A 12826-nucleotide genomic window follows, 5' to 3' on the forward strand; every position below is an offset into this window, starting at 1 on the left:
ATATGGAAGCACTAAAGTTCCGTAAAGCCATTTTGCTGGTAAGTCTATGCCTTTGGACTCTCACCGTTTTTCCTCAAGTGAAAGAAGATACCATTTTCCAGAGTGATTATCTGCTAATACTTAATACCTATACATCGGATGCTCCTTGGAGTAATGCCATCATTTCCCCTGTTCTGCAATGGCTGAACATGGAAAGAAAAACAGAAGTATATGTGGAAAACATGAATATGCTGATGATTGATGACAGCTTGAAACTGGCGGACCTCAAAACGAATATCTTTGCCAAATATGGAAAGAAGAAACCTAAAGCCGTATTGCTGTTGGGCAACTCGATGATGCTCTTCCGCAATGAGATGCGTGAAGCATGGGGAGATGTTCCCCTCATTTTGTGCGGGGAAGAGAGTTATATGGGTCCCGATGACTGCTACATTAAAAAATATCCGGTAGTACCGTCCGAACAGGTTCCGCTTACCAACTTCACCGAAGAGTATAATCTCACACTGCTCCAGACCCGTGTGTTTATTGAGGAAAATGTGAAGCTGCTGCAACATATGATTCCCGGTATGAAGAAGATTATCCTGATCGGAGACGGACGTTATGTGAATCAGCAACTCAATACTGACATGAAACAGTTATTGCAGAAGGCATATCCGGAGCTGGAATATGATTTCTATTCGGCTGCAAATATGACTACGGACAGTTTGCTGTTGAAACTGAACAAAGTGGACAGTGCTACCACGGGAGTACTTCTTTCATCCTGGTTCACCCGTCAGGTGGTAGCCGGAAATGTGCAGTTGCAAGCTAATTCATTCCAGGTAATCTCCAATAGTGTGACTCCGATATTTGCACTTAAAAACTCTCTGGTCGTAAATAGCGGAATGATAGGAGGGTTTATGTATTCACAAACGGATTTCAACGAGCAGTTGCTCAAAACACTCTCCGCTGTACTGTCGGGAGTTGCTCCGCGCACTATCCCGTTTTACATTCCGAAGGGAGAAAATATATTCAATTATCCCGCTTTGTTGCAACGGAATTTCTCGCCGGACAGTTGTCCGTCCGGTTCTGTCTTTTTCAACCGTCCGCAAACTGTATGGCAGCAGTATGGCTATTTATTCATAGCCATTATCGCTTTCTTTGTTATTCTCTTTGTGGTGCTTTATCAATATATAAGAATAAAAGCGTTAGGCAGGGTGCGTGAAGCCCAACAGACGCAATTGGAAACGGCACAAGAGTTGTCGGATTTGTTTGATAATATGCCTATCATCTATGCCCGTGAACGTCTGATACGTGATGATGAGGGCGAAATCGTTGATATGGAAATCTGTTCCATAAACAAGCATTTCCTGAAACAGTATGAATCTAAAGTGGATGTAATCGGCAAGCGGGCCAGTGAATTGTTTGGAACAAACTTCCTTGCCTCTATAAACTATGTGAAGATTCTGGATAAGGGAAAACGTCCGATCACGTATTCATTTTATACCCCACAGACCAATAAGCATCAGGAAATCGTGCTGGCTCTTAGCTCGAAGAAAGATTACATAGATGTGTTTGGTGTGGACAGCACGGATTTGTATCACACCCAGCAAAAACTGAACGCCACAAACCAGAAGTTGATTATGGCTCTCGAAGTGGCCGACATCATTCCTTGGAAGTGGGATCTGGAACGGAGGATGATTCTTTGCGACATAAACCGTCCTATCGAATTGAGCACCGAAGAACAGGATGTTACCGAAGAGCAACTTTCTGTGCCGGATGCACAGTACTTTGCAAAAATATTCAGGGAAGACCGGCCACGCATCGAGAAGGCTTATCAGGATTTGATAACCGGAACTATCAAGAAGGTGAAAGAAGAATACCGGGTGGTTACCCGCACGGCTACGGGACTGCAAACGGACTGGGTGGAAGCACAGGCAACTGTTGCCACCCGTGACGAAAACGGTCGCCCGCTGACGTTGGTAGGTTCTTCATTGGTGATTACCGCCCGCAAGGCTTTGGAAGAGGAATTGGTAAGTGCCAAGGACCGTGCCGAGGAATCGAATCGCCTGAAGAGTGCCTTCCTTGCCAATATGAGCCACGAGATACGCACGCCGCTGAATGCGATTGTCGGTTTCTCCGGACTATTACCTACCGTAGAGGAACCGGAAGAAAAAGAAGAGTATATTACGATCATCGAAAACAACAACAAGCTGCTGTTGCAACTGGTGGGCGACATCCTCGACTTGTCCAAAATAGAATCGGGCACACTTGAGTTTGCTTACCTGCCCAAGCATTTGAGCGAGATTTTGCGGGGTATAAAATGCTCACTGCAAGCCCGAACGGAAGAAAAAGGGCTGGCTTTCAGCCTGATGGAGCCTATGCCGGATTGTTGTATTGAAACAGATGGCAACCGGTTGAACCAAGTGATTACGAATCTTATCACCAATGCAATCAAATTCACCGATAAAGGCGGCAGCATCACTTTCGGATATACACTGGAGAAAGAAGAGAATATGTTGCGCTTTTATGTGACCGACACGGGCTGTGGCATACAGGAGGACAAACTGGGAACGGTGTTCAACCGCTTTGTGAAGCTCAACAGTTTTGCGCAAGGCACAGGACTCGGACTTTCAATCTGCCAGATGATTGTGGAGCACATGGGAGGGAAAATAGGTGTGGAATCGGAGTACGGAAAGGGTTCTACTTTCTGGTTTACGCTGCCTTATCATCCTGTAAAAAAGATGCAGTCGCAGGAACCGAAGTTCGACATGATGCACGTGCATCGCGATGATATCAGTATTTTGATTGCCGAAGATAACGAGAGTAATTATAAATTGTTCGAGAATATCTTGCACAAGGATTTCAATATTATCCATGCCTGGAATGGTCAGGAGGCTGTCGATTTGTTCAAGGAGAAGCATCCGCATATTGTATTGATGGACATCAATATGCCTATAATGAACGGATACGAAGCAACGAAAGAGATACGCAAACTATCTGCCGAAATTCCTATCATCGCTATCACGGCTTATGCTTATGCTTCGGATGAGCAGCGTATTCTTAGCGAAGGGTTCGACGGCTATGCTTCCAAACCGATCAATGCTAATGTGCTAAAAAACAAACTTTTTGAAATTATAAACAAGCGGATGGTGTTCTTCTAAAGAATAAGATGGTGATGAATCGATAGATATTCTCTGAAAAAGTGAGGCGTGTGTCAATAAGTGGTAATCACTAACTTTCGACACACGCCTCGTTTTTATCTTCTCTATGATTCCTCTAGTTTTCTATGATTCTTTGGATTTTAATAAACCTCTACTTTCCCGGCAATTCTCTTTGCCTTATCACGCAGGGCATCCAAATCGGCATTCAGCGGAGCATAGCAAAGCACTACTCCCATACGGCGGTTGACGCGGGTAAACGGTTTGCCGAATATACGGAGGTAGGTGTCTTCTTCTTTCGTCACTTCTTCCAGTCCGCGATATTGAGGGCGTTCCTGACTGGCAATCGGGGAAAGGATCACAGCGCTTGCACCTATCCGTTCTTGTTTGATGCCGGGAATGGGCAGGCCGAGCACGGCACGTAAGTGGAGTTCGAACTCATTCAGGTTTTGTGTGCCCGCCAGTGTCACCATACCTGTGTCATGCGGACGCGGGGAAAGCTCGGAGAAATAGACTCCGTTTTCGTGGCTTAGGAAGAACTCAACTCCCCAAAGTCCTGCGCCTGTCAGTGCACGGGTTACTTTCTCGGCCATCTCTTCCGCTTCTTTTAAATGGGCGGGATCGATGTGTGCAGGTTGGAAACTTTCACGATAGTCGCCACCTTTCTGCACGTGTCCGATGGGAGGGCAGAAGAGGGTAGGACCGTTCTTTTGAGTAACGGTGAGCAGGGTGATTTCGCTGTCGAACTTGATAAATTCTTCAATGATAAGTTCGCGAATATCGCCACGGCTGCCGCTGCATCCGTATTCCCAAGCGTGTTCGAGTTCGTCGGCACTCTTCACGAGCGATTGTCCTTTGCCGGAAGAAGACATCAACGGCTTAACGACACAAGGGAAACCTATTTTATCGGCAGCTTCTTTCAGTTCTTCCAAGGTTTTGGCATAGAAATATTTGGCCGTTTTTAATCCGAGTTCTTTAGCGGCAAGGTCGCGGATGGCTTTGCGGTTCATGGTGAAGTTCACGGCACGGGCACTGGGAACTACCTGAATGCCTTCTTTTTCGAAGTCGTATAAACGTTCTGTACGGATTGCTTCAATCTCCGGAACGATAATGTCCGGGCGGTGTTTCTTCACCACGCGTTCCAGTTCTTCACCGTTCAACATGTCGAATATTTCAAATTCATCGGCCACTTGCATAGCCGGTGCTCCCGCATAGGAGTCACATGCAATGATGTGCTGGCCTTTACGTTGAGCTGAAATTACAAATTCTTTTCCTAGTTCGCCGGAACCGAGTAATAGTATTTTCTTCATCATTTTGAGTGTTTTATATTAAGTGGTGCAAAATTACAGCAAAAAAATGAGATAATAATTGTATAGAGCGTTATTATATTGCTCTTTTATATAAATCGGGAAGTTTATAAAGATGGATGTGGGTCTTAACGCAGGAATACGGAATATGAAAGAATGAATAGTAGGAAAACAGGGAGTCTAACTTTAAACTTTCTTAAGGAAAGCATGGAAAAACCGTCTTTTCTGTGTTCGAACACAAAACTAGTTGCCTTTGCTACTATTTTCTGTTCTGGCTAATTCATTGATTTTAAACAGGGAGATAGGAAACTGGAGGAGATAATTTAGTTTATTGATAGTTTATTAGTGCTAAACTTGTTTTGCTTTTAATTTATAGCAGAAAACCGCCGGAATTGGTTAATCTGTAGTCTTTGTAGGTCTAATAAGTGTTATCGAACGACAAATAATGAAAAAGGAAGCACAACGACACGGAATTGTTTCTACATTTGCGCAGTTGTTTCTTTAACTATTTCTAAGGACAGAAGTTTATCGAATATAGAAAATAGTTGAACAAAAACTGAACTCAACTGTTTACTATAATAATGAAAATAGGTAAAACGCGAAAAATGTTCATTCCTTGTCATATTATAAAGTCAAAGGGAGAGAAAAGAATAATATAAATAAATTGAGATTGCTTATGTCACAGATTATCGGACATATCTCGCAGGTGATCGGCCCTGTGGTCGATGTGTACTTTGAAGGTACGGATGCAGAATTGGTGCTGCCAAGCATCCACGACGCGCTGGAGATAAAGAGGCCAAACGGCAAAATACTGGTTGTAGAAGTTCAGCAACATATCGGCGAAAATACGGTGCGTACCGTAGCGATGGATAGTACTGACGGACTTCAGAGAGGCATGAAAGTGTATCCCACCGGAGGCCCGATCACGATGCCGATTGGCGAACAGATTAAAGGAAGACTGATGAACGTAGTCGGTGATTCAATCGACGGTATGAAAGGACTCGACCGTAAAGGTGCATATTCTATTCACCGAGAACCCCCTAAGTTTGAGGATTTGACAACTGTGCAAGAGGTGCTCTTCACAGGTATCAAGGTGATCGACCTGCTCGAACCGTATGCCAAAGGTGGTAAGATCGGTTTGTTCGGCGGCGCCGGTGTAGGAAAGACTGTATTGATTCAGGAACTTATCAATAATATCGCCAAGAAACATAACGGATTCTCTGTATTTGCCGGAGTAGGTGAACGTACCCGCGAAGGTAACGACTTGCTGCGCGAAATGATTGAATCCGGTGTAATCCGTTACGGCGAGGCATTCAAGGAAGGAATGGAGAAAGGTCATTGGGATCTTTCGAAAGTGGATTATAACGAACTGGAGAAATCGCAGGTGTCTCTGATTTTCGGTCAGATGAACGAGCCTCCGGGCGCACGTGCTTCTGTGGCATTGTCCGGACTGACGGTAGCGGAATCTTTCCGCGACGCAGGAAAAGAAGGTGAGAAACGCGATATCTTGTTCTTTATCGATAATATCTTCCGTTTCACACAAGCAGGTTCGGAAGTGTCCGCCCTTTTAGGACGTATGCCATCCGCCGTTGGTTACCAGCCTACGCTGGCTACGGAAATGGGTGCGATGCAGGAACGTATCACGTCTACCCGCAAAGGTTCTATCACTTCCGTACAGGCGGTGTATGTGCCTGCCGATGACTTGACCGACCCGGCTCCTGCAACGACTTTCAGCCACTTGGACGCCACTACCGTACTCGATCGTAAGATTACGGAGCTGGGTATTTATCCGGCTGTAGACCCGTTGGCTTCTACGTCACGTATCCTCGATCCGCACATTGTTGGTCAGGAGCACTACGACGTAGCGCAGCAAGTGAAACAAATTCTGCAACGTAACAAGGAATTGCAGGACATTATTTCCATCCTCGGTATGGAAGAGCTTTCGGAAGAAGACAAGATGGTAGTGAACCGCGCCCGCCGTGTGCAGCGTTTCCTTTCGCAACCGTTTGCCGTAGCCGAACAGTTTACAGGCGTTCCGGGCGTGATGGTGGGCATCGAAGACACTATCAAGGGATTCAAGATGATTCTGGAAGGAGAAGTGGATTATCTTCCCGAACAGGCTTTCTTGAATGTCGGAACCATTGAGGAGGCAATAGAGAAAGGTAAGAAATTGCTGGAACAGGCAAAAAAATAAAAAGATAGCATGATGAAAGAACTGCATTTGAGTATAGTATCGCCCGAAAAGAGCATATTCGACGGAAATGTGAAGATTGTCACATTGCCGGGAATGATCGGTTCGTTTTCTATTCTCCCCGGGCATGCGCCCATTGTTTCGTCGTTGAAAGAGGGAACGTTGAGTTACACGACGATGGACGGAGAAGAGCACACGATGGATATTCAGGGCGGTTTTGTCGAAATGAGTGACGGTACGGTTTCCGCGTGTGTTTCCTGACGGAAGTTCCCCACCGGCACAAAGACTAAATATCAAAAGTGTGAAAAAAACGAGATTATAACTTTACAGAAAAACACAGTAACATGGTGAATATAAGTAAAACTAAACGGAATTTTATTTTTTTGCATACCTTATTTGCAGTAATAAGCGCGGCACTCGGAGCTGTCATTCTACACTTCGCTTTGCCAGGACATTATTTCGGAGGGTATCCGTTTATTCCGGTCTATTTTTACTTCTTTGGTCTGTTTAGCATCTATATGTTCGACGCTTGCCGCCGACATGCTCCACAGAGATTGTTACTGTTGTATCTGGCAATAAAGATGATAAAAATGATTCTATCGCTGATTCTGGTATTGATTTATTGTCTTGCCGTTCGCGAAGAAGCCAGAGCCTTTCTGCTGACGTTTATCTCGTTCTATTTGATATATCTGATATTCGAAACCTGGTTCTTCTTCTCTTTTGAGTTGAATCAGAAACGGAAAAAGAAAAATAAGAAGAAAAATGAAACAGTTGCATAACATAGTAGCTCCGTTAATTCTGTTCTGCCTCATGGCAGTGGTCAGCTTGCCGGTTCCTGCACAGGAGCAGGAGGGGGAAGCGGTGTCACAACAGACGCAGGACGAGATTACTCCGAAAGAGGAACAGGAGAACACGGTGGATGTGAAAGAAATTGTGTTCGGTCATATCGGAGACTCCTACGAATGGCATATCACAACGTGGGGTAACACGCACATTACTATACCATTACCTATCATTGTTTATAGTAGTACTACAGGTTGGCACACGTTCCTTTCTTCCCGTCTCGAAGAGAATGGAGGTACTTATGAAGGACTTTCCATCGCTCCCGAAGGAAGCAAGTACGAGGGCAAACTGGTAGAGTATAATGCGGCAGGCGAACAGGTTCGCCCGTGGGATATTTCCATCACAAAAGTGACGTTTGCTTTGCTGTTCAACAGCGTGTTGTTGCTCGTTATCGTATTGAGCGTGTCACACTGGTACAGAAAACGCCCGCAAGGAGCGAAAGCGCCGGGAGGATTTATCGGATTCATGGAGATGTTTATCATGATGGTGAACGACGATATTATCAAGAGTTGTGTAGGACCCAACTACCGGAAGTTTGCACCGTATCTGTTGACAGCGTTCTTTTTCATCTTTATCAATAACATGATGGGATTGATTCCGTTCTTTCCCGGAGGGGCGAACGTGACGGGAAATATCGCTATCACTATGGTGCTTGCAGTCTGCACGTTTCTGGCAGTGAATATCTTCGGTACGAAACATTATTGGAAGGATATTTTTTGGCCCGATGTGCCCTGGTGGTTGAAAGTGCCTATACCGATGATGCCGTTCATCGAGTTCTTCGGAATCTTTACGAAACCGTTTGCTTTGATGATCCGTCTTTTTGCCAATATGCTGGCAGGACACATGGCGATGCTGGTGCTCACCTGCCTGATCTTTATCTCGGCAAGCATGGGGCCTGCACTGAACGGCACGCTGACGGTGGCATCCGTATTGTTCAACATCTTTATGAATGCGCTTGAGTTGTTGGTTGCTTTCATCCAAGCTTACGTATTTACGATGTTGTCGGCAGTGTTTATCGGACTGGCACAGGAAGGTGCCAAAGTGAAAACAGAAGAAGATTGAAATGAAACGCGGTGAAAACGTCGATAAAAAAGATACGGAATAGGCGCGCGGAATGAATGATTAAATAATAAACAAGAGAAAATATAAACCATTTTAAAACTGAAAATTATGTTACTATCAGTATTGTTACAAGCCACTGCAGCAGCAGTAGGAGTTAGTAAATTAGGTGCAGCTATCGGTGCAGGTCTTGCAGTAATCGGAGCTGGTTTGGGTATTGGTAAGATCGGTGGTTCGGCAATGGAAGCAATCGCACGCCAGCCGGAAGCATCAGGGGACATCCGTATGAATATGATTATCGCTGCCGCCTTGATTGAAGGTGTGGCTTTGTTGGCGGTAGTAGTTTGTCTGTTGGTGTTCTTCCTCTAATCAGGCATATAACAAGCGAATTTCGCAGGCGTGAGCCATGTTTCAAATCATGATCAGCCGCGAAATCGTAAATTGTAAATCGTAAAATCGTAAATAAAGATTATGTCATTACTATTACCTGATAGTGGCCTGCTGTTCTGGATGTTTCTCTCATTCGGGATTGTGTTCGTGATATTGGCGAAATACGGCTTCCCCGTCATCATCAAGATGGTGGAGGGTCGCAAGACTTATATCGACCAGTCTTTGGAGGTGGCGAGAGAAGCTAATGCCCAGTTGTCTAAACTGAAAGAAGAAGGTGACGCATTGGTGGCAGCTGCCAACAAAGAACAAGGACGCATCTTGAGGGAAGCAATGGAAGAACGTGACAAGATTGTTCACGAGGCCCGTAAACAAGCCGAAATTGCCGCACAAAAAGAACTGGATGCGGTGAAACAACAAATCCAGATAGAGAAAGACGAAGCCATCCGCGACATCCGTCGCCAGGTAGCCGTGCTTTCTGTGGACATCGCCGAGAAAGTGCTCCGCAAGAGTCTTGAGGACAAGGAAGCACAGATGGGTATGATCGACCGTATGCTGGATGAAGTACTAACCCCGAATAAGAACTAAGGAAGATGGAAGTCGGAATACTCTCAATGCGTTATGCGAAAGCCATCATTGAATACGCACAGGAAAAAGGTATGGAGGATAGGTTGTATCAGGAGTTTTTGACTCTGTCACACAGCTTTTGTGAACTGCCCGGTCTGCGTGAAGCGCTTGATAATCCTGTCATCTCATTCAAGGAGAAGTTGGCGTTAGTCTGCACAGCTGCCGATGGTGACGGAAAATCGACCAGAGAGTTTGTCCGTTTTATCACTTTGGTACTGCGCAACAGGCGTGAAGGCTATCTGCAATTTATCAGCCTGATGTATCTGGATCTTTACCGGAAACTGAAGCACATCGGAATAGGCAAGTTGATTACAGCCGTTCCTGTCAATAAGGAAACGGAAAGCCGGATCCGTTCTGCGGCAGAGCATATCTTGCATGCCCAGATGGAACTGGAAACGGTGGTAGATCCCTCTATTGAAGGCGGATTTATCTTCGATGTCAACGACTACCGGCTGGATGCAAGTGTTGCCACGCAGTTGAAGCGAGTGAAACAACAATTTATTGATAAGAATAGGAGAATTGTATAATGTCTGAAAATATAAAAGTAAGCGAAGTATCTGATATATTGCGCAAGCAGCTCGAAGGAATCAACGCTAATGTGCAACTTGACGAAATTGGTACGGTGCTCCAGGTGAGCGACGGCGTAGTGCGTATCTATGGACTGCGGAATGCCGAAGCCAATGAATTGCTGGAGTTTGACAATGGTATCAAAGCAATTGTGATGAACCTCGAAGAGGACAACGTGGGAGCTGTACTGTTGGGGCCGACGGACAAGATCAAGGAGGGATTTGTTGTAAAGCGTACCAAACGTATCGCCTCCATCCGTGTAGGAGAGAGTATGCTGGGACGTGTGATCGACCCGTTGGGCGAACCGCTCGATGGCAAAGGATTGATCGGCGGCGAACTGTATGATATGCCATTGGAACGGAAAGCTCCGGGGGTAATCTACCGTCAGCCTGTGAACCAACCGTTGCAGACGGGATTGAAGGCGGTAGACGCCATGATTCCTATCGGTCGCGGACAGCGTGAGTTGATTATCGGCGACCGTCAGACGGGAAAGACTGCCATCGCTATTGATACGATTATCAACCAGCGCAGTAACTTCCTGGCAGGTGATCCTGTATATTGTATTTATGTGGCTATCGGTCAGAAGGGTTCTACCGTTGCTTCTATCGTTAATACGCTTCGTGAGTACGGAGCACTGGACTACACGATTGTGGTGGCTGCTACGGCTGGTGATCCGGCTGCATTGCAGTATTATGCTCCTTTTGCGGGTGCTGCCATTGGCGAGTATTTCCGTGATACCGGTCGTCATGCATTGGTGGTTTATGATGACCTTTCCAAGCAGGCGGTAGCTTATCGTGAGGTTTCTCTGATTCTCCGCCGTCCGTCTGGTCGTGAGGCTTATCCGGGTGATATCTTCTATCTGCACTCCCGTCTGTTGGAACGTGCTGCCAAGATTATCAGCCAGGAGGAAGTGGCTCGCGAAATGAACGACCTTCCGGAAAGTCTGAAGGGTATTGTCAAAGGCGGTGGTTCGCTTACGGCATTGCCTATTATCGAAACGCAAGCTGGTGACGTATCGGCTTATATCCCGACGAATGTGATTTCTATCACTGACGGACAGATATTCCTCGAAACTGACTTGTTCAACCAGGGTACGCGTCCGGCTATCAACGTCGGTATCTCTGTATCCCGTGTAGGTGGCAATGCGCAGATTAAGGCCATGAAGAAAGTGGCGGGAACATTGAAGATCGACCAGGCACAGTATCGTGAACTGGAAGCGTTCTCCAAGTTCAGCAGCGACATGGACCCGATTACCGCATTGACCATTGATAAGGGACGTAAGAACGGCCAGCTGTTGATTCAGCCTCAATACAGTCCGATGCCCGTAGAGCAGCAGATTGCTATCCTCTACTGTGGTACACACGGACTGCTCCACGATGTTCCCTTGGATAAGGTGCAGGACTTTGAACGTAGCTTCATCGAATCTTTGCAACTGAATCATCAGGAGGATGTACTGGATGTATTGAAAACGGGTGTGATTGACGATAAGGTGACCAAGGCTATCGAAGAGACTGCTGCCATGGTTGCTAAACAATTTATCTGATCGCCTTTAATTTTTAATTATTAATTTTTAATTATCACTATGGCTTCACTGAAAGAAGTAAAAACCAGAATAAATTCGGTCAAGAGTACCCGAAAAATCACTTCAGCAATGAAGATGGTGGCTTCTGCCAAATTACATAAGGCACAAGGAGCCATTGAGAATATGCTGCCTTATCAGAAGAAGTTGAACAAGATTCTGACTAACTTCCTAAGCGCGGACCTGCCTATCGAATCTCCTTATGTGCAGGAGCGTGAAGTGAAGCGTGTAGCAATCGTTGTTTTTTCTTCGAACACTTCTCTTTGTGGTGCTTTCAACGCCAACGTCATCAAAATGATGATGCAGACTATCGGGGAATTTCGTACTTTAGGACAGGATAATATCTTGATATTCCCGGTAGGCAAGAAGGTGGATGAAGCTGCCAAACGGATGGGTTTCAAACCGCAGGAGGTTTCTCCGACGCTCTCCGACAAACCGACGTATCAGGAGGCTGCCGAACTGGCTCACCGACTGATGGATATGTATGTGGCAGGCGAGGTAGACCGTGTGGAAATAATCTATCATCACTTCAAATCAATGGGGATACAGATTCTTCTCCGTGAGACGTATCTTCCTATTAATCTGACGAATGTGGTTGGCGAAGAGGACGGGAACAAGGAGGGAAACAGAGGTAAGGAAGATATACAGGAGAACGAAATTGCTAATGATTATATCATCGAGCCAAACGCGGAAGAATTAATCGCCAGTTTAATCCCAACTGTATTGAGCCAGAAGATTTTTACCGCTGCTGTCGACTCCAATGCATCGGAACACGCTGCACGTACGCTAGCTATGCAAGTGGCTACGGACAATGCAAATGAGCTGATTCAGGATTTGACGAAGCAGTATAATAAGAGCCGGCAGCAGGCGATTACAAACGAATTGCTGGATATTGTGGGGGGCTCCATGAAGTAATCTTCTTTCTTTTGTCTTGAAACAAAAGAAAGAAGCAAAGAAAAATTCAAGGCTGACTTTTTTCTCCTACTCGCTTCCTTCACTTCGCTAAAGGGCAGAAACTCGCTACGCTCAAACAGTCTGCCCTTCTTAACGCTCCGTTGCGGGCGCTCGCCTGACGGAGAAAAAAGTAGGCCGGGGAACCTGGCGGGGTGGGGTGCAGGATAGGTATTGCAGG

General features: G+C 45.9%; 11 protein-coding genes. 10 read left to right on the forward strand and 1 reads right to left on the reverse strand.

Annotated features, from left to right (window positions below; all coding sequences use genetic code 11):
• The first annotated feature begins 2 nt into the window (after nucleotides 1–2).
• Nucleotides 3–3137 (forward strand): ATP-binding protein, encoded by a 3135-nt coding sequence (locus AAHJ11_RS14085; protein ID WP_148366927.1) that lies wholly within the window; start codon nucleotides 3–5, stop codon nucleotides 3135–3137.
• A 140-nt stretch (nucleotides 3138–3277) separates the two neighbouring features.
• On the opposite strand, the gene purT is transcribed toward AAHJ11_RS14085, so the two are convergent.
• On the reverse strand, nucleotides 3278–4444 hold the full coding sequence (purT, locus tag AAHJ11_RS14090; RefSeq protein ID WP_217723261.1) for a formate-dependent phosphoribosylglycinamide formyltransferase: 1167 nt from the start codon (nucleotides 4442–4444) through the stop codon (nucleotides 3278–3280).
• 673 nt (nucleotides 4445–5117) lie between these two features.
• Between purT and atpD the strand changes: the two genes are divergently transcribed.
• The 9 genes from atpD (at nucleotide 5118) to AAHJ11_RS14135 (ending at nucleotide 12609) form a co-directional block, all read left to right on the forward strand.
• Nucleotides 5118–6635, forward strand: coding sequence for a F0F1 ATP synthase subunit beta (atpD, locus tag AAHJ11_RS14095; protein ID WP_074557001.1), 1518 nt, complete (start codon nucleotides 5118–5120; stop codon nucleotides 6633–6635).
• A gap of 12 nt (nucleotides 6636–6647) precedes the next feature.
• On the forward strand, nucleotides 6648–6893 hold the full coding sequence (atpC, locus tag AAHJ11_RS14100) for an ATP synthase F1 subunit epsilon (RefSeq protein ID WP_074557056.1): 246 nt from the start codon (nucleotides 6648–6650) through the stop codon (nucleotides 6891–6893).
• Nucleotides 6894–6976: 83 nt separating this feature from the next.
• Complete coding sequence (locus AAHJ11_RS14105) at nucleotides 6977–7411, forward strand: hypothetical protein (RefSeq protein ID WP_074557000.1); 435 nt, start codon at nucleotides 6977–6979, stop codon at nucleotides 7409–7411.
• A complete protein-coding gene (gene atpB / locus AAHJ11_RS14110) occupies nucleotides 7395–8537 on the forward strand; it encodes a F0F1 ATP synthase subunit A (RefSeq protein ID WP_148366926.1) in 1143 nt (380 codons plus the stop codon). The genes AAHJ11_RS14105 and atpB overlap by 17 nt, the downstream gene beginning before the upstream one ends.
• A 108-nt stretch (nucleotides 8538–8645) precedes the next feature.
• Entirely contained in the window at nucleotides 8646–8903 is a 258-nt protein-coding gene (gene atpE, locus AAHJ11_RS14115; protein ID WP_004295758.1) for an ATP synthase F0 subunit C, read from the forward strand.
• Nucleotides 8904–9005: 102 nt separating this feature from the next.
• Nucleotides 9006–9509, forward strand: a complete 504-nt coding sequence (atpF, locus tag AAHJ11_RS14120; protein WP_004295759.1) for a F0F1 ATP synthase subunit B — start codon at nucleotides 9006–9008, stop codon at nucleotides 9507–9509.
• 5 nt (nucleotides 9510–9514) lie between these two features.
• Nucleotides 9515–10075 carry a F0F1 ATP synthase subunit delta gene (locus AAHJ11_RS14125; RefSeq protein ID WP_148366925.1) on the forward strand — a complete coding sequence of 187 codons (561 nt, stop codon included), beginning with the start codon at nucleotides 9515–9517 and terminating at the stop codon, nucleotides 10073–10075.
• Nucleotides 10075–11658: a F0F1 ATP synthase subunit alpha gene (gene atpA / locus AAHJ11_RS14130; protein WP_148366924.1), complete on the forward strand. Its 1584-nt coding sequence runs from the start codon at nucleotides 10075–10077 to the stop codon at nucleotides 11656–11658. Before AAHJ11_RS14125 ends, atpA begins: the two co-directional genes overlap by 1 nt.
• Before the next feature lie 39 nt (nucleotides 11659–11697).
• Entirely contained in the window at nucleotides 11698–12609 is a 912-nt protein-coding gene (locus AAHJ11_RS14135) for a F0F1 ATP synthase subunit gamma (protein WP_217723235.1), read from the forward strand.
• Nucleotides 12610–12826: the final 217 nt, after the last annotated feature.

This window comes from Bacteroides sp. 90-K9/2 (assembly GCF_047310725.1).
Taxonomy (GTDB): Bacteria; Bacteroidota; Bacteroidia; order Bacteroidales; family Bacteroidaceae; genus Bacteroides; species Bacteroides vicugnae.